The sequence below is a fragment of the Ammoniphilus sp. YIM 78166 genome, assembly GCF_004522215.1.
Taxonomy (GTDB): domain Bacteria; phylum Bacillota; class Bacilli; order Aneurinibacillales; family RAOX-1; genus YIM-78166.
In genome coordinates, this window is record NZ_SDLR01000021.1 from 1 (window position 1) to 16,591 (window position 16,591).

A 16,591-nucleotide genomic window follows, 5' to 3' on the forward strand; every position below is an offset into this window, starting at 1 on the left:
CGGGCACCCAAAATTGGCGCATAAACTGGGCCATCGGGGTATTTCCTGTGACTTGCGTTAACAGATCGTTATTTTCTTGGTTTAACATGGTAACTCTCTCCCTTCCCCATTTCCTATTTCCAAACGACAAACCCCATCCCGCATCCGGTCCCCGCAATGGAGCGGTAAGTCGGAACGTAGTCGATCACGTCCATATCCAATCCTTCTAAGGCGCCAGCTGCGGCAATCCAATTCAGGATCTCGGAGGTACCGGATACAAATCGCTCGCGCGGGATTGTGATCAAGGACTCGCGGTCTTTGTTTTGGATCCCCGTCAGTACACGCTGATCAAGGTCTTCATCAATGGTGAAATGCGTCAACCCCCCTGACGCGATCACCGCCACCGTCTGATCACTGTCCCATGATTCGATCGCCTGGCGAATCGATCGTCCAAAGTCATAGCAGCGCTTCGGACTCGGCACATTCGGTGCAAAAAATGTATTGATCATCACTGGCACCATCGTGGTCATCGGCTGATCGATGAGCAATCTCCGGCGAATGAACGTATGGGCATGACCGATCGAGCGGCCTGCTGGCTGTTCGGTGAACTGCGACACGTCAAACTCTTGGTGAATCAGCGTTTCCACGATATGCCGGCCCAGATTCGGTTCCGTCGGATACGCTTCCGGCACCACCCCATGTCTCGCCCAGTACGCCGGTTGGATCGAAGGCGGCAGCTTTTCGACGTCCTGTGGCAGGTCATAAATTTCCTTTCCCCAGAACACAGAGAATGCCGGCATGTTATCTCGCAGGAATAATTCTTTCTGGTCGTCTCCAATGACGACCAGGATATCAGGCGAAACTTCCTGAAGGATCCGGCCCATCTCGGCAATCGCACGCTCGCAAGCCTGGTATTTTTGCTCCCACACCTCCCGTGTCAAGTGATCCTTCAGCCAATCCGGTGCGGTGCGCGCCTGCGCTTCAAAATCAATCTCCGGGTTGTGCCGATCCCGCTCTGCATGCGCCGCCCAAGTTTCTGCCGGTGTGCTTAATTGCGGGCTGTGTGATACACCCATTCCCAATACGATTTTCGCCATCTCTATCTCCTCCTGTTCTTATACTTCGAGCTTATACAGACGCTTGGCATTTTCTTCGTACACTTTTCGGCGATCTTCTTCAGTCAAAAACTCGATGCTATCAATGATCGGCTTTAGATCGTCATACGTTCTTCCTGTATGCGGATTCATCACAGAGCCCGTTCCGGGATTTTCTGTCCCAAACAGCAGGTTATCACTGCCCAAGACTTTGAACGCTAACTCTAAGGCTTCCTTGGAATAGTTGACGGTGTCAAAGTACAGCTTCTTGATCGCCACATCGAAGTCTTCACCGCCGGAACGGTGGCGCCAAGCCCGGAAACGTCCCATGTGGAACGGAATCGCTCCACCGGTATGCGACACGACGACCTTCAAGGTTGGGAAGTCTTCAAACACCTTCGAATCCAGCAAGGACATAATCGCAATGCTTTCTTCATTGATGAAGTGAAGCGTATAGGATTCCCGCGGGGAGCAGCAGGCCGCAGAGTGTATCAGCATTGGCACATCCAGTTCTACGAGAGCTTCATACAGCGGATACCAGTACTCCGTTCCCAGTCCAGGAGGTTCCGGGTAGCCGCCTTCCATTGGATCGGGGTTCAGCTGGCAGCCGACAAAACCTAGTTCTTGTACTGCTCGCTTCAATTCTGGGATGCAGTCTCGAATATCGGCACCAGGTGACTGCGGCAAACCTGCTACGCCGCGAAAACGAGTTGGGTGGAGCTTCACTTGTTGAGCAATGATGTTATTTACAAACTCAGTCCACTTGTGAACCACACCGGCCGGTTGGATGGAATGCATCGCCAAGTAAGGGCGGGGCGAAATCAATTGCAGGTCGGTCCCCACGCTGTCGAGCAGATCCACGACCCTTTTTAAGGGTTGATTGATTTGCTCATCACTGATTTGCGGGAATTTATCGAAGGGATAGCCTCTGCTTCCCAACAATCGAGCTTGGAATTCATAAACTTGAGGTGGGGCTACGGTATGGCCGTGTATATCGATAATCATGAGAGTTTCTCCTTTTTTTTATTATTTTTTTTATAGATATACTACATTAACGCTAAATAATAGATTCCGATTTGAATTGTTCAATCTCCTCTTCCGTATAGTCGAGTTGCTTTAGAATCAACTCGCTATGCTGCCCGAGTGAAGGAGCAGGCATCCGGAAGTGTGCAGGTGTCCTCGACATCTTGGCTGGAAAACCCAGTGTTTTCATGGGGCCGGCGACAGGGTGTTCATATTCTAAGATCATTTCTCGATGAATGGTTTGCTCATTTTGTAGGACTTCATCGTAAGTGTAGATCGGCCCGCAAGGAATTCCTTGCACTTCCAATCGCTCCAGCCAATATTCAGACGGCTGCTGCAGGAGCACTTCCTCCATCGCCGATTCCAATTCATCGACATGGGTTACCCGATCATTCACGGTGGCAAACCGCGGATCTTTGATCCACTCTTCTTTTTCCACAACATAGCGGCAAAATCGTTCCCACATCTTCGCATTTACGACCCCGATGAGGATATAGCCCGTCTGCGTGCGGTATCCCTGATACGGCGCAATCCTTCGGTGACGAGAACCATTCGGGGATGGAACTTCTCCCTCACCAAAATAAGCCGCTGCTTCCCAAACTGTCCAGGCTAAGCCCGATTCAACCAAGGAAACATCAATGTATTGCCCTTCTCCCGTTTTCATTCTGTGAATGTAGGCAAAGAGGACATGGTAGAGCGCGGTTATTCCTGCCCCGATATCGTGGATCGGAATGCCCACCTTCACGGGCCTGCCGTTTTTTTCCCCTGTCATACTCATAATGCCGGACATGCCCTGAGCCATAATATCGAGTCCGCCCTTCTGGCTCTGCGGCCCCGTCTGTCCATAACCCGAAATCGAGCAGTAAATGAGCTTGGGGTTGAGCTGTTTCAATGTTTCATAGTCTATTCCCAGTTTTTTAGCCACCCCAGGACGGAAATTCTCAACAAAAACATCTGCCGTTTCTACGAGACGATAGAGTATTTCCCGCCCTTGTTCCGTCATTAAATTCAAACGCAGCCCCTGCTTGTTTCGGTTGATCATCGTAAAGCTATAGCTCAATCCATTGCGAAATGGGCCTGTCGCACGGATCAGATCACCATCGGGGTACTGCTCTACCTTGATCACTTCTGCCCCCATATCCCCCAATACCATCGTGCAGTAGGGACCTGCTAACACATGGGAGAGATCCAGTACTTTTACTCCTGATAGGGGTTGCATTTGCATCTTTCTTCCCCCCTCCTTTCGCGATTTTGCTCTATCATCGAGGTACACTTATCTATATAGCAATATTCATGCCAATAAAAACCGCCCAAAAACCAACCCTTTTTGCACGATATGATTCGAGGTTCGTTTCAGCTGTAACAGCTCTCGTTTCAGACGTTTCATTACGCACGGGGAACGGAGTCTAATAGGCTAGATATCCTATAATTCCTTAGCTGCTAATAAAAATAACTCCCCAAGATAAACTCAGGAAGTTAACGTTTCAACCTCTTTTTTTATTTCCACGACCATCTTGCCGCGGCCATGTCCCGTTTCTATTTTTTCATTAGCCTGTTGAAGGGCTTTTTCTTCAAAGGGAAGAACCTGCGAAATGACTGCTTTCAATTCACCGTTTACTATATGTTCCATCAGTTTTTGCAGGACATGCGGATCAGGGACAGCCTTGAGCACTTCTAGTCGGACGTTTCGTTGTATGCCTTTTTCAGAGAAGGGGTGTACAGACACTAGGGTGCCACCTGGTTTAAGCACGTTCAAACTGCGCGTTTGGACGTCCCCTCCTACTAAATCGATCACAAGATCATACCCTTCACTATCTTTTGCAAAATCATGGTTCAAGTAATCGATCGCAACATCTACACCCAAATCCATTAATAAAGAAATATTGCCCGTACTTGCGGTAGAAGCCACCCACGCGCCATGAATCTTGGCAAGCTGAACGACTAGACTTCCTACTCCGCCAGCTCCTCCATGTACAAGAACTTTCTGGTCCTTTTGCAAATGGCCAAAATGAAATAAAGACTTGTAGGCCGCTACCCCCGCCGTGCCCATGCAGGCCGCCTCATGAAAGGTTACTGCGTCGGGTACCCTTGCCAAAAGGTCTTGTTTTACTGTGACAAATTCCGCAAAGGCATTCAATCCTTGATTTTTAGCAAGAATACGATCCCCTTTTTTCCACGCTGTGACTTTATGGCCCACGTCACATATGACCCCAGCCACGTCATGACCGATGATAAGGGGCAGCGAAAAAGGTAGCACATCCTTAAACACACCTGCTCGCACCTTCCAGTCAACCGGGTTCACGCTAGTTGAATAATTCTCTACGAGAACCTCATCATCGCCTGGTTCCGGCTGTGAAACTTCCTTCATCCTGAGCTGTTCTGGACCGCCATATTCCTCCAAGAGTAAAGCTTTCATCTTCGTCTTTGCACCCATTAGAGAAGCTGGGATTTCCACCCATAAATCTCCATTGTCGTCTTTCCTGTCTTTAACTCTTCGCTAATCCATTTCTCGTCTTCTTCCCGCTGATGCGCTTTTTCTAAGATCGCCTCTATTTCCATTCTAGGAATAACGACCACACCATCTCCATCGCCAACGATTAAATCTCCCGGCATAATCAATACCTCTCCAATCTGGATGGGATGGTTAATGGTTCCCCCTCCATTCTTGGAGGTTCCTTGAATGCACAGTCCGCGAGAAAATACGGGAAAGCCCATGTCCATAATGTCATTGCCATCTCGGACACAACCGTCGATGATCAAGCCATGAATCTGACGTTCCATAGCCGCCTTTGTCATAATATCTCCCCAATAACCCGCTTCATAGATGCCCGACACCTCGATGACCAGCACATCGCCGGGCTGTGCAGCAAGGATTGCCTCATGCAGCATGATGTTATCGGTTGGCGGAGAACTCACCGTGACAGCGGGTCCACAAATTTTCATCTGGGAAGCAAGCGGCTTGATGCCGGAAGGCAAAGCTCCTTTTTTTCCGGCAGCCTCATGCAAGGTAGCAGCAGAAAACCTAGCGGCTCGCTGAATGGACTCCACCGCAGGACGTTCAATTTCCGTTTTCACCCTAGACATTCGTTTCGAACCTCCTTTCCCTACCCTTGTCTCGTTTGCAATTGATGGTATCCATACTTTTCACGGGCCTCTTTCAGCGGAGTTCCCTTGAGGACTTCTTGGCGGATTCCCTCTTCTTTTTCCTCAATCATTTGAGCAACCTTCAGGACTTCTTCTTCTCTTTCTTGATGGATCACAAGCACTCCATCATCCGAACCGAAGATAATATCTCCCGGGCGAACTTGCACATCGCCGATGGAAACAGGAACGTTGTAAGCTACCGCATCTACCCTGTCTTTTCCTGTACGCATAAATTTTCCCCGGCTAAAAATCGGATACTTTAGGTCCAGACTGCACTTCACATCCCGGCAAACTCCGTCTACTACGGTACCGGCAATTCCGTTCATATGGGCAACGGACGTTAAAATATCGCCCCACACCGTTCGATCCATGCGACCGTTATTATCTAGTACAACCACACCTCCCGGAGGGACTTCATCGATATAATCTCCTACGGTCCCCTTATCCTGAGCAACCGGCAGATATTTTACGGTAAAGGCTCTTCCAACCATCTGATAACCATAGTTTACAGGTGCAATACCCAGGCAGGTCCCATGTATGCCTAAACGGTCCAATGCGTCCGAAACCGCAGCAATGGACAGCTTTTTATATTCTTCTACGATTTTATCCATTTTCACATCCCCTTCATGGTGAGTTTCGTGCTTATCTTAAGGCAACGAGCTTTTCTTGAATCACCAAATCTTTCAACTCGAACTTTTTAATTTTTCCACTTGGAGTTTTCGGCAGCTCATCTACAATTACAATATGGTCGGGGACTTTATAATCAGCCACCCGCGATTTAATGAAGACCTTTAGCTCATCGGCTGTAACGTTATGCTCTGGTTTTAGCAGGACGGCAGCACATGATATTTCACCAAGAACGGTATCGGGCAATCCTACGATAGAAACTTCCATGACGGAAGAGTGGGTATAGAAGATTTCTTCCATTTCCGTCGGATAAATATTGTAACCGCCGCGAATAATCATATCTTTCTTGCGGCCGACAATTCGCACGTAGCCGTTTTCATCCATTGTGGCCAAGTCACCCGTATAGAACCACCGTTGCTCATCAATCACTTCGTTTGTTTTATCCGGCAAGTTGTAGTACCCCTTCATCAGGCCAATCGTTTGGCATGCCAATTCTCCGACTTCACCTACAGCCACTTCTTCCCTTTGATCATTGACGATCTTTAGCTTCACTCCTTCAATCGCTCTTCCCACCGTCTCTGATAACGTCACATCATCATCATCAAAATCCGTGAAGGTAATGATCGGAGAGGTTTCCGTCATCCCGTAGCTGATAAGAACTGCGACTCCCATTTCCGCTTTGATTCGGCGAATGATCTCAACAGGACAAGGAGCTCCTGCCATGATCACCACTCTCAAGGAAGACAAGTCATACTTCTTAAAGGAGGGATGATTCAATTCCAGAATAAAGATCGTGGGCACACCGGAGTGTATGGTTATTTTTTCTTGTTCAATAAGCTGCAAGGTTTTTTCCGCATGGAAAGACTCCATAATCACCGCTTTTGTTTCACTAGCCACCAATCGTATAATGCCTGCTAATCCCATAATATGAAAATAAGGACTGGCATGGAGGAAAACATCGTTTTCCTGGATCCGGATCGCCGAGCAGCTCTTTTCACTCACATAAAGAAGGTTGCGGTGAGTCAGCATCGCCCCCTTAGGCTTGCCGGTTGTACCCGATGTGTAGATGATCGCAAAAGGATCTTCCTCAACCTGTACTTCAACTTTTGGAACGTGCCCCTCCACTCCTATGGTTTTTAAATGCTTGTAACTAACAAGGTTCTGTTCTTCAAAGCGGACCGTTACGAGGTGTTCTAGAGACGGTACACGTTGCTTTAGAGACTGGAATTGAGCAAGGTGATTTACTTTATCGTACTCACGAGGGAAAAATACAAGTCTAGCGCCTGAATCTCGCAGAATATGCTCGGCTTCCTCTTCTCGGTACCGGGTATTAAACGGAACAAGAATGGCCCCTACCTTGGCAATAGCAAATACGCAAACAATGAACTCATACCAGGCAGGCAAGCTGACCGCTACCCGATCCCCCGGTTTGATCCCCAATTGAGCTAAACCGGAAGCGATTTCATTCGCTTCCTTTTGCAAATCATGATATGTGAGCCTTCTTACGCCATCATAGATAACTTCTTTATCTGGAGAAGAGCGATACGCCTTCTCCAATAACTGCGCGACAGACATCCCTTCATAGGAAGCTAGCATGGATACGATTCACCCTTTCATTACGTTTCCGACAATTGAAAATAAGGAAGCGTGACTTCATCATCGATTTTTTCATATACAACTGTAACAGGCTTATCGATGGAGATCTGGTCCCGCTCTCCTACTATTCGACTCATCATCCGAACCCCTTCATTCAGTTCGATGATGCCAACCACATAAGGGGTTTGATCCTTAAAAGGAGGCATGGCCTTATGGACGACCGTATAGCTATGAATCCGTCCGTGACCGCTCGCTTCGACCCACTTCACATGTTCAGAGAAGCAATGGGGACAAAGGATTCGGGGGTAAAAAATAAACTTTTGGCATTCTTCACACTGCTGGATCATTAATTTTTGATCCTTTGCGCCTTCCCAGAACGGTCTGGAATCATCATCCAGATACAGTTTGATCGTCATCCCTTAATCCCTCCCTAAAATAAGCGTCGATGTGGAAGATAGCGTTCCTCCCGTACCGTTCACCAATGAAATTTTGGCATCTTGAACTTGGCGTTCTCCACATTCTCCTCTTAGCTGTCGCGTCGCTTCAATTAATAGGAAAATTCCGAACATTCCGGGATGGCAATAGGATAGCCCTCCGCCACTTGTATTTAACGGGAACGAGCCGCCTGGTGCTGTCCGTTGTCCGCTGACGAAATCCCCGCCTTCACCCGGTTTGCAGAACCCTAAGGCTTCAAGCGTCAGAAGCACCGTTATTGTGAAAGAATCATAGACTTGCACGACATCAATTTCATCGTGAGTGATCCCTGCCATTTCCATGGCTCGGCGTCCGCTTTCCTTTGCACCGGTCACGGTTAGATCCGGCATATGGGTCACGGAATTATGGGTTTGCATTTCTCCATGCCCCAGTATCCACACTGGACGCTTTTTGGCACGTGCAGCCGCTTTCGCGGATGCGACCACTACGGCTCCGCCTCCATCAGTGATCAGGCAGCAATCCAAAAGATGCAGGGGTTCGCAAATCATCGGTGAACTCAAAACATCCTCAATGGAAAGCGGCTTGCGCATAAACGCTTTATCATTTAACATCGCCCATTTCCGTGTGGCCACGGCAATTTCGGCAAGCTGCTCGGACGTGGTTCCATACTGGTGCATGTGTCTCATCGCTGCCAGGGCATAATGACCCACGGGTGAAGGGATGCCGAAAGGCTCTTCATACTTTAAGGTCAGATTGGATAAAGAAGGAATCCGACTGGTGCGATTGGTGCTGCCATAAGTAATTAACGCTACATCGATCAGCCCTGCTTGAATCGCGACAAGCGCATGGGCCACATGGGACTCGAAAGAGGACCCCCCAATATTCGTCCCGCCTGTGTATCTCGGTTTGATGCCTAGATACTCCCCCAACATGAGTTGGGGAAAATGAGCCCAATTGGCTGTTGTAAATAGAGCATCCACATCATCCTTCGTAAACCCAGCATCATCCAAGGCCCGCTTAGCCGCTTGTGCCTGCAGCTGCAGGACGTTTTTGCCAGGCAGTTCGCCGAGGTCGGATTCCGCAACACCAACAATGGCTGCAATACGTTCCGATTTCATTTTTCTCACACCTTTATATTAGAATAAGAACATGTTCTACACTAGACTAGTTTCCAAAGTTATCGATGGAACTTTAAGGTTGCACTTCCGACCGTAGAGGGTTTACCGGCTTCTTTCTCAGCCAATATGGCCAACTCAACGGTCTTTTTTTCTTCGTTTTTGGCTGTCACTTTCGCACGGCAGGTCACGACATCGCCTGGACGTACCATACCAGCAAATCGAACTTGTAAGCGACTCACGAACCCCTGATTTCCTATAATTTGTTCCATGAATTGTCCTAGGAAACCCATGCTGATCATCCCATGTGCAATAACTCCCGGAAGTCCGACTTTACGGGCGGTTTCATCGTCGGTATGGATCAAATTAAAATCACCAGAAGCTCCCGCATACTTGACTAATTGCACCTTCTCTATAGGAGACTTGACGTACTCCAATTCTTGATCGACTTGCAATTCATTCCATTCCAAACTCATATGAATCCCTCCTTATCGATAAATAACAGTAGTCTTGGATATGAACACTAAATTTCCTTCTACATCTTCACCCTTGGTCTCCAAGATGAAGAACGTCATCGGCCCTGTCTTTCCTGGTCTATCAAAAATGTCGACTAATTGACTGACACAGCGAAGCTTATCGCCCGCTACGATGGGACGTTCATAAAGAAACTCTTGTTCCCCGTGTAGCGTCCGACTTAGTTCCACGTTGATACCTGGTTTAGGCATTCTAAATGTAGCCGGAAAGGTAGGGGGAGCCACTAGGCTGGCATACCCCTGCTTCTTCGCATAAGCCTCATCCAAGTGAATCGGATTTTCATCCCCAAGGGCGCGAGCAAAAGCGCGAATCGCTCCTTTCTCCACTTCAAATTCGATTATCTCGCTTTTTGTACCGATTGCATTCCGATCTATCATTCTAGTAACCTACCTTTCATTAATGGAATAGACTTAGCGATCTCCGCCGCCAATATTTATCACTTCACCTGCTACATAGCTGGCATCGTCACTTACCAAAAATGCAACCACGTTTGCCACATCTTCCGGGGTTCCCACTCTTCTCATCGGAATCTTTTGACTTGCCCCTTTGACGATTTCATCAAAATTCAATCCTTGACGCTCTGCCGTCGACCTAGTTAAATCAGTGGCAATAAACCCTGGTGCGACGCAATTCACATTAATATTAAAAGGTCCAAATTCAACTGCCAGCGTTCGCGTTAAGGACTGCAATCCTGCCTTAGCTGCAGCATAGTTGGCCTGGCCGCGTTTGCCTACAGCCCCTAAACTGCTGGTATTGACGATTTTTCCATAACGCTGTTCAACCATATGCTTAGTAACGGCCTTGCTGAATAAAAAGCTCCCCTTCAAATGAACATCTAGGACCAAATCCCAGTCTTCCTCGGACATTTTAAATATGAGGCTATCCCGGGTAACACCAGCGTTATTGACTAAAATATCGACGCGACCAAAATGGGAAACCACTTTTTCTACGGCTTGAGACACTTGTTCAGCCTTAGATACATCACAACCCACCGGAATGGCTTCCCCTCCGGCGTCCTGAATCGCCTCAACCGCCTCCATCGCAAATTCCTCTTTCACATCGACAATGGCAATTTTAGCCCCTTCTGCTGCCAATCGTTTGGCTGTAGCTGCACCAATCCCTTTTCCTGCACCTGTAACTATCGCAACTTTTCCCTCTAGACGTTTCATTTTTCTATTCCTCCCTTTATACGGTATATTTTTCTGCTTGAATGACTCTGGCCGCAATTTGACGTTTCAATTCAATAATATTGACTGGCACTTTGCGGGATAACTGATCAAGTTGGGAAAGCTGATTTAGCAGCTCATCTCCACTCTGAATCGTCATACATATTTCTTTGGCGAAGCCCGTGATTTGATCGAATGCTTCATGAATAAAAGCGATGGTCATCTCCTTGGCATTTTGAGATGTTCTTTCAGAGGTTTGTTCCATCAATTTTTTCGTACGCAATAAGGCGCTCTCCATGGCATAAAGATTAATCAGAATATCGCCTAAATTGCTGCTTACTTCTTGTTCGTCCTCTAGCTTCGATCCGTAGGCTTGTAATGCCTTAGCAAAAGCAAAATAAAAGATTTTTCTTGCTTGGGAAACCAAATGATTTTCTTGGTCTAACTCGCCTGTAAAGTCTGGAAGATCGTGCTGAGCATCGGAGGATACCTGATCCAGCTTTTGCTGCAAGTCAGGAAACTGTCCTTTGGCTAAACGTTTTAACACGTTTTTGGTCAAGAAAAGACGATTAATCTCATTGGTCCCTTCAAAAATCCGCTTAATCCTTGAATCACGGTAAATACTTTCAATTTCATATTCCTGCATATAACCGTAACCGCCATGAATTTGAACACCCTCATCTGCGGCAAAGTCCAGAACTTCAGAACCAAACACTTTATTAATGGCGCATTCCAGCATATATTCACTAATCATGCCCCTGGAATTCTCCCCTACATTCGGATCACTGAAGTCTAACTTTTGCAAGCCAGTATCAAACAGTTCAGCGGTCCGGTAAACCATACTTTCCAGTACAAATGTTTTGATATTCATGTCTGCAATTTTCTTTCCGATTAAGGGAAAGGCAGAAATAGGACGGCCAAATTGAATGCGCTGGTTCGCATATTTGACGGATACGTCAAGCGCAACCTTGGTATTCCCCAGGCAACCCGCTCCAACGGAAAGACGGCCAAAATTCAGTGTATTAAAAGCAAACAAATGACCTTTTCCAGGTTTTCCAAGCATATTTTCCACCGGAACTTTGACGTCCTCGAAGGTCATGGAGCAAGTCGATGAAGCTTTAAGTCCCATCTTCTTCTCTTCAGGCCCAATACTCAGACCTTCCGAGTTTCGTTCCACAATAAACGCAGTAAAATCAGTTCCATTGATCTTGGCAAAAACAACAAAGATATCCGCAAACCCTGCGTTTGTAATAAACACCTTACTTCCATTCAATATATAATGTTTGCCATCTTCAGATAATTTAGCGGTCGTCTTGATCCCGGAGGCATCCGTTCCCGATTGAGGTTCAGTCAAGGCAAATGCCGTGGTGAGCGTGCCGGCTTGCAGCTGCGGTAAATATTTTCTCCGTTGCTCTTCGGTGCCAAAAAAGATAATGGGAAGCATGCCAATCCCGATTTGGCCGTTGATGGACATGACGATGGAGGTACCGCCTGAACTGAATTTCTCCTTAATTAAAGCAAAGCGGATACCATCCAATCCCAGCCCGCCGTATTCCTCAGGCAGGCAAGCGCCGAGAAGCCCGACATCCCCTGCTTTCTTGAGGATTTTCAGAATGAGCTCATAGTTGAGTTTATTCCCTTCCTCACCAAGGACATTGATTTCACGCTCAATGAAATCAGAAACCGTACCGGCAATCATGCGATGTTCCTCCGTGAAATCCTCAGGGGTAAACACCTTTCGGTAATCCATTTGTTCAACGATAAAGCTGCCGCCTGCTACTTTATTTAAAGTGTTAGGACTGCTCAATGTATTCACTCCTTTACTGTTATAGAATTACTCCTTACGGCTTCATTATTTTATAGATGCAAATTACGTGCCAAGACATAATCATTGTTATATCGACGATTTGAGAACGTGAACCAAACTTCCCCGTTTCTATTGAAACGTAAATGTTTCATTTGTTTCACTCCGTTCATCTCTTTCTTTCGGGTATGAAAAAAAGGAGAATAGGTAGCTATTTCTCCTTAACGAGCTCATTTTTAGAAAAAGAGACAAAATGATACAATCTAAAGTCCGCCCTAGCCTGGCACCAACTACATTGGAAGCTTGCTTCCTTCGTTAGCTTCTGAACATGTGGAGTTACAATAACCTTAAGTCCTTGAGTCACATGCGTTCTGCAAACAAACATTCTCTTTTCTATTCCCCAGATCACTTGGCCGACCTTCAAAACCGTTATTTCTCCACCATGCTTCTCTTTCCACTCCATGGCTTCCCTTATGGCCTTCTCGTCGTACATATACTCTTCAATATCCATAACAATCACTCCCGTCCATTCGTAAGCTGAAACAACATCGTTTCAGATGTTTCACCAAAAAGGAAACTCCTCCAAACGATCTGTTCTGATAAGCAGACGGTTTCAAAGGAGCCTTAAAGTACCCTATAAGGGAGAGGAGTTACTCCTCACCCTTCATCGTTCAGATCCTATTTAATTTTTCCGATCTTTTTTAAGAGCTCACCGTCAATTTTGAAATTTTCCGTTAAATCACGTTGGAACTCTTCCACTCCACCATAGTATGAAGGCATATCCACTTTCTTGAGCTGTTCAACCACTTCTGGATCTTCAAGGGCAGCTTTAAAGGCATCATGGAGGATTGCGACCTTATCCTCAGACAATCCTTTAGGAGTAATTATTCCTGTCATCTTATTTTCTTCAATGTTAAATCCTTTTTCTTTCAGGAGAGGCACGTCCCCATTCTTTCTTCCTGAAGAACTGAATAGCGGTCGGATTTCTCCGGCTTCAAGCTGAGCCTTGACACCAGACGGAACACCGATCGTTCCATGAACATGGCCTCCCATCAAGGCTGTCATGGCAGGAGCAAAACCGTCGAACGGTACGATCTTGAGTTTAATTCCAGCTTCGTGATTTAGCGTTTCTAATAAAGATACTGCGCCAGGAACAGAGGATACAGCAAATTGATCCGGATTTTGCTTCACATATTCCAACCACTCTTCAAAGGTTTTCCAAGGAGAATCCGCTTTCACATACATGAACCCATCGACCTGAAGGACTCTCATGATTGTTTGGAAGCTGTCATGGGAGTAGGCAGCATTCCCAAAATGCGGTTCCGTTGTAATAGCAGATGTAGGAACAAAACCGATCGTATATCCATCTGGTTTAGCTTTTAACACCTCTGTAACCCCGATGGTTCCTGCACCGCCCGGTTTATTGACTACGACAACGGTTTGCTCGTTGGGTAGATACTTCGGAACGACTTTAGCTAGTACGCGAGCCACCGCATCATAAGCGCCTCCAGGTGCAAATGGAGCAATCATTTCAATCGACCGATTGGGGAAGTCACTTTTTGGCTTTTCTTCCGGTTTTGCTTCAGGGGCCGTCTCACTCGGTTTGCTGCTCACCGATTGTTGATTTGATTGTGCACATCCAGCAACTAGCAGGGAAAAAACCAACAGGAACAACAAGGAAATCTTCTTCACCTTTAAGCCCTCCTCATATTTTTGAAGTGTAAACGCTTCCAATCAAGTCTACTTAATTAATCCCACTTGCTTCAAAGCTTCTCCGTCCATCTTGAAGTTATCCGAAAGATCCTTTTGAAAATCGGCTGGACTGCCATAGTAGGCCTCTAATCCTATTTTTTGCAGCTGCTCCGTCACTTCCTGGTCCTCAAGCGCTTGTTTAAAGGCGTCATGTAATATGGCTAAAACATCATCTTTAATTCCCTTGGGAGCAATAATCCCCATGAGCTGGTTAACCTCTACGCCTATGCCCTTTTCCTTGAGCAAGGGCACATCACTTACTCTCCTGCCTGAAGTTCCAATAATGGGTCGGATGGTTCCCGCTTCAATATGAGATTTTGCATCGATCATCGACCCAATCGTTGCTTGCACGTGCCCGCCCAGTAGCGCTGCCATGGCGGGAGCACTGCCGTCATACGGAACGATCTTCATTTGAATCCCGGCATTGGTGTTGATTCGCTCCAGTAAGCTTTTATTTCCAACAGCAACAGCTGCACTAAATTGCTCTGGGTTTTGCTTGATATAATCAAGCATTTCATCGAACGACTGCCATGGCGCATCCCCCTTCACATACATAAATCCCGGTAATTGCAATACCCTCATAATCGTTTGAAAGCTATCATGAGTATAGGGAACATTCCCATAATGGGGGTTAACCGTTAAAGTGAATGAAGGGGCAAATCCTATTGTGTATCCATCCGCTTTCGCATTAAAAACATCTAGGATACCGATCGTATTCCCGCCGCCTGGCTTATTCACTACGACTACGGATTGTCCGTTTGGCAAATATTTTTGGGCAACCTTAGCCAATACGCGTGCTACCGTATCGTTGCTTCCCCCGGGCGGAGTCGGCACGATCAATTCAATCGGCTTTGTTGGGAAGTCACTCATTGGCTGTCCTTCTTGCTTCTTTTCGGCTGGAGCATCGCCCGGTCTGCTTTCTGTTGGCTGTTGTGCAGTTTGTGAACAAGCCCCAAGCACTAGAGAGAATATCATCAAAAATAACAGCGATGTTTTTTTCAATTTCATCACTCTCCACTGAGCATCGTTTCATATTTTCTTCCCATGACTTGGCTTACAGGATGCCCTTCTAGGATCGCCTTGGCCATCTGTGCTTCTTGCTCAACAATGTGTTCAGCAGCTTGGATCACGACTTCTGCATGAGCCGCTGGAATCATCACCACTCCGCTTCCATCAGCAATCACCAAATCTCCAGGATGGACCTCGACACCGCCGGCTAAGACGATTTTTTCATTGAACGAATGCTCCACAATTCTGCCTCTTGCCGTAGTAGGTACTGCCGCACGGGCGTAGATAGGAAATCCAATCGTCCGCATTTCATCCACATCCCGGCATGCTCCATCGATAATCACTCCACTGATTTCCCGTTGCTTCGCAGCAATGGATAAGTTGCCTCCCCAGCCTGCAACATCATTCAGGCCGTGTTCCACAACAATCACATCCCCAATGGAAGCTGCCTCAATCGCAGCCGTTCCCAAATGTCGTTTCGACTCTTGTGAGCCTTTGGGGACTAATTTCACCGTAACCGCTCTTCCCCAGATTTTCTTTTGAACGGAGAGCTGTTGCAGGCCGTTAACTACACCCGTAATGTTAAGCGAATCTAATGCATCTGACACCGCGCAAGCATCCAGTTTGCCTAGTCTCTCTACCAATCTATCTCGCTCCATACTCATGACCTCCTAAAGCTAATATAAAACCGCAATGATCTCAACCTGGGCACACATCCCTCGATTTAGGTCTGCCAAGCTAATATGCCTAGCCGGCCGATCATGGGGGTTAGGAAACATACGCAGCCATTCCTGGTTAAACAGCTCTCGGTAACTATTATCCTTCAGATAAACCGACATTCGGATGATTTGATCGGTTGAGCCGCCAGCCGCCTCCATGAATGCCTTAATGTTGCGAAACAAAAATTGAAATTGACTTTCCGCATCTTCCGGAAGCTCATCTGTCCTTGCGTCCTTTCCCATTATGGCGGAAGAATAAACGATGGAGCCAATTTTTGCTCCCATGGGAATGGGTGCCTTTCCGTGAGTCACTCCGGGTATCTCGATTACCTCTCTTTTTGCCATCTCTACCCCCTGATTCCTCTCGTAATGGTTTATGAAAAGAGCAAACGTTTGTATAATCACCCCCTTTCCGTTGCAATGTTGTGCTCCCTACTTTGGAGCTAAGCGCCAATCCATGTCCGCCGGCAGCACCGCGTTGGTCGAGCGAATCCCCAGATAATCAATTTCCTCGTCCAATCCGCTCGGGACCTTTCCTTCCTGGATATCCCGCACCGCCTTCAGCAGATGCCAGCGGATCTTTGCGATCAACGCA

At 47.1% G+C, this 16,591-nt stretch carries 18 protein-coding genes; all 18 read right to left on the bottom strand.

Annotated features, from left to right (window positions below):
* Window positions 1–113 precede the first annotated feature (113 nt).
* The 18 genes from EIZ58_RS32060 to EIZ58_RS32145 all read right to left on the bottom strand — a co-directional run bounded on the left by EIZ58_RS32060 (window position 114) and on the right by EIZ58_RS32145 (window position 16,341).
* Window positions 114–1,076: a DODA-type extradiol aromatic ring-opening family dioxygenase gene (locus EIZ58_RS32060; protein ID WP_134705113.1), complete on the bottom strand. Its 963-nt coding sequence runs from the start codon at window positions 1,074–1,076 to the stop codon at window positions 114–116.
* 18 nt (window positions 1,077–1,094) lie between these two features.
* The gene (locus EIZ58_RS32065; protein WP_134705114.1) at window positions 1,095–2,078 is read right to left on the bottom strand and encodes an amidohydrolase family protein; all 984 of its coding nucleotides are present in this window, start codon (window positions 2,076–2,078) and stop codon (window positions 1,095–1,097) included.
* Window positions 2,079–2,130: 52 nt separating this feature from the next.
* On the bottom strand, window positions 2,131–3,321 hold the full coding sequence (locus EIZ58_RS32070) for a CaiB/BaiF CoA transferase family protein (protein ID WP_240689494.1): 1,191 nt from the start codon (window positions 3,319–3,321) through the stop codon (window positions 2,131–2,133).
* A 243-nt stretch (window positions 3,322–3,564) separates the two neighbouring features.
* The gene (locus EIZ58_RS32075) at window positions 3,565–4,512 is read right to left on the bottom strand and encodes an NADP-dependent oxidoreductase (RefSeq protein ID WP_167578102.1); all 948 of its coding nucleotides are present in this window, start codon (window positions 4,510–4,512) and stop codon (window positions 3,565–3,567) included.
* 17 nt (window positions 4,513–4,529) lie between these two features.
* On the bottom strand, window positions 4,530–5,180 hold the full coding sequence (locus EIZ58_RS32080) for a 4-carboxy-4-hydroxy-2-oxoadipate aldolase/oxaloacetate decarboxylase (protein WP_134705116.1): 651 nt from the start codon (window positions 5,178–5,180) through the stop codon (window positions 4,530–4,532).
* A 20-nt stretch (window positions 5,181–5,200) separates the two neighbouring features.
* Window positions 5,201–5,851, bottom strand: coding sequence for an RraA family protein (locus tag EIZ58_RS32085; RefSeq protein WP_134705117.1), 651 nt, complete (start codon window positions 5,849–5,851; stop codon window positions 5,201–5,203).
* A 31-nt stretch (window positions 5,852–5,882) separates the two neighbouring features.
* On the bottom strand, window positions 5,883–7,463 hold the full coding sequence (locus EIZ58_RS32090) for a class I adenylate-forming enzyme family protein (RefSeq protein ID WP_134705118.1): 1,581 nt from the start codon (window positions 7,461–7,463) through the stop codon (window positions 5,883–5,885).
* A gap of 20 nt (window positions 7,464–7,483) precedes the next feature.
* Window positions 7,484–7,879: a Zn-ribbon domain-containing OB-fold protein gene (locus tag EIZ58_RS32095; protein WP_134705119.1), complete on the bottom strand. Its 396-nt coding sequence runs from the start codon at window positions 7,877–7,879 to the stop codon at window positions 7,484–7,486.
* 3 nt (window positions 7,880–7,882) lie between these two features.
* The gene (locus EIZ58_RS32100; RefSeq protein ID WP_134705120.1) at window positions 7,883–9,016 is read right to left on the bottom strand and encodes an acetyl-CoA acetyltransferase; all 1,134 of its coding nucleotides are present in this window, start codon (window positions 9,014–9,016) and stop codon (window positions 7,883–7,885) included.
* Between the two features lie 59 nt (window positions 9,017–9,075).
* Entirely contained in the window at window positions 9,076–9,489 is a 414-nt protein-coding gene (locus EIZ58_RS32105; protein ID WP_134705121.1) for a MaoC/PaaZ C-terminal domain-containing protein, read from the bottom strand.
* A 12-nt stretch (window positions 9,490–9,501) separates the two neighbouring features.
* Window positions 9,502–9,924 (bottom strand): MaoC family dehydratase N-terminal domain-containing protein, encoded by a 423-nt coding sequence (locus EIZ58_RS32110; protein ID WP_134705122.1) that lies wholly within the window; start codon window positions 9,922–9,924, stop codon window positions 9,502–9,504.
* Window positions 9,925–9,957: 33 nt separating this feature from the next.
* Window positions 9,958–10,716 carry a beta-ketoacyl-ACP reductase gene (locus EIZ58_RS32115; protein WP_134705123.1) on the bottom strand — a complete coding sequence of 253 codons (759 nt, stop codon included), beginning with the start codon at window positions 10,714–10,716 and terminating at the stop codon, window positions 9,958–9,960.
* A gap of 16 nt (window positions 10,717–10,732) precedes the next feature.
* The gene (locus EIZ58_RS32120; RefSeq protein ID WP_370297881.1) at window positions 10,733–12,520 is read right to left on the bottom strand and encodes an acyl-CoA dehydrogenase family protein; all 1,788 of its coding nucleotides are present in this window, start codon (window positions 12,518–12,520) and stop codon (window positions 10,733–10,735) included.
* 208 nt (window positions 12,521–12,728) lie between these two features.
* The gene (locus EIZ58_RS32125; protein WP_134705124.1) at window positions 12,729–13,028 is read right to left on the bottom strand and encodes a hypothetical protein; all 300 of its coding nucleotides are present in this window, start codon (window positions 13,026–13,028) and stop codon (window positions 12,729–12,731) included.
* A 167-nt stretch (window positions 13,029–13,195) separates the two neighbouring features.
* Complete coding sequence (locus EIZ58_RS32130) at window positions 13,196–14,209, bottom strand: tripartite tricarboxylate transporter substrate binding protein (protein ID WP_134705125.1); 1,014 nt, start codon at window positions 14,207–14,209, stop codon at window positions 13,196–13,198.
* A gap of 48 nt (window positions 14,210–14,257) precedes the next feature.
* Window positions 14,258–15,271, bottom strand: coding sequence for a Bug family tripartite tricarboxylate transporter substrate binding protein (locus EIZ58_RS32135; protein WP_167578103.1), 1,014 nt, complete (start codon window positions 15,269–15,271; stop codon window positions 14,258–14,260).
* A 5-nt stretch (window positions 15,272–15,276) separates the two neighbouring features.
* Window positions 15,277–15,936 carry an RraA family protein gene (locus EIZ58_RS32140; protein WP_205672445.1) on the bottom strand — a complete coding sequence of 220 codons (660 nt, stop codon included), beginning with the start codon at window positions 15,934–15,936 and terminating at the stop codon, window positions 15,277–15,279.
* A gap of 18 nt (window positions 15,937–15,954) precedes the next feature.
* Complete coding sequence (locus EIZ58_RS32145) at window positions 15,955–16,341, bottom strand: RidA family protein (protein WP_134705128.1); 387 nt, start codon at window positions 16,339–16,341, stop codon at window positions 15,955–15,957.
* Window positions 16,342–16,591: the final 250 nt, after the last annotated feature.

Excerpts from the sequence above, each read along its gene's own strand:
- EIZ58_RS32115 (WP_134705123.1), bottom strand. The coding sequence starts at position 10,716 with ATGAAACGTCTAGAGGGAAAAGTTGCGATAGTTACAGGTGCAGGAAAA.
- EIZ58_RS32075 (WP_167578102.1), bottom strand. The coding sequence starts at position 4,512 with ATGAAAGCTTTACTCTTGGAGGAATATGGCGGTCCAGAACAGCTCAGG.
- EIZ58_RS32105 (WP_134705121.1), bottom strand. The coding sequence starts at position 9,489 with ATGAGTTTGGAATGGAATGAATTGCAAGTCGATCAAGAATTGGAGTAC.
- EIZ58_RS32125 (WP_134705124.1), bottom strand. The coding sequence starts at position 13,028 with ATGGATATTGAAGAGTATATGTACGACGAGAAGGCCATAAGGGAAGCC.
- EIZ58_RS32100 (WP_134705120.1), bottom strand. The coding sequence starts at position 9,016 with ATGAAATCGGAACGTATTGCAGCCATTGTTGGTGTTGCGGAATCCGAC.
- EIZ58_RS32070 (WP_240689494.1), bottom strand. The coding sequence starts at position 3,321 with ATGCAAATGCAACCCCTATCAGGAGTAAAAGTACTGGATCTCTCCCAT.
- EIZ58_RS32090 (WP_134705118.1), bottom strand. The coding sequence starts at position 7,463 with ATGCTAGCTTCCTATGAAGGGATGTCTGTCGCGCAGTTATTGGAGAAG.
- EIZ58_RS32145 (WP_134705128.1), bottom strand. The coding sequence starts at position 16,341 with ATGGCAAAAAGAGAGGTAATCGAGATACCCGGAGTGACTCACGGAAAG.
- EIZ58_RS32060 (WP_134705113.1), bottom strand. The coding sequence starts at position 1,076 with ATGGCGAAAATCGTATTGGGAATGGGTGTATCACACAGCCCGCAATTA.
- EIZ58_RS32110 (WP_134705122.1), bottom strand. The coding sequence starts at position 9,924 with ATGATAGATCGGAATGCAATCGGTACAAAAAGCGAGATAATCGAATTT.
- EIZ58_RS32095 (WP_134705119.1), bottom strand. The coding sequence starts at position 7,879 with ATGACGATCAAACTGTATCTGGATGATGATTCCAGACCGTTCTGGGAA.
- EIZ58_RS32140 (WP_205672445.1), bottom strand. The coding sequence starts at position 15,936 with ATGGAGCGAGATAGATTGGTAGAGAGACTAGGCAAACTGGATGCTTGC.
- EIZ58_RS32085 (WP_134705117.1), bottom strand. The coding sequence starts at position 5,851 with ATGGATAAAATCGTAGAAGAATATAAAAAGCTGTCCATTGCTGCGGTT.
- EIZ58_RS32080 (WP_134705116.1), bottom strand. The coding sequence starts at position 5,180 with ATGTCTAGGGTGAAAACGGAAATTGAACGTCCTGCGGTGGAGTCCATT.
- EIZ58_RS32065 (WP_134705114.1), bottom strand. The coding sequence starts at position 2,078 with ATGATTATCGATATACACGGCCATACCGTAGCCCCACCTCAAGTTTAT.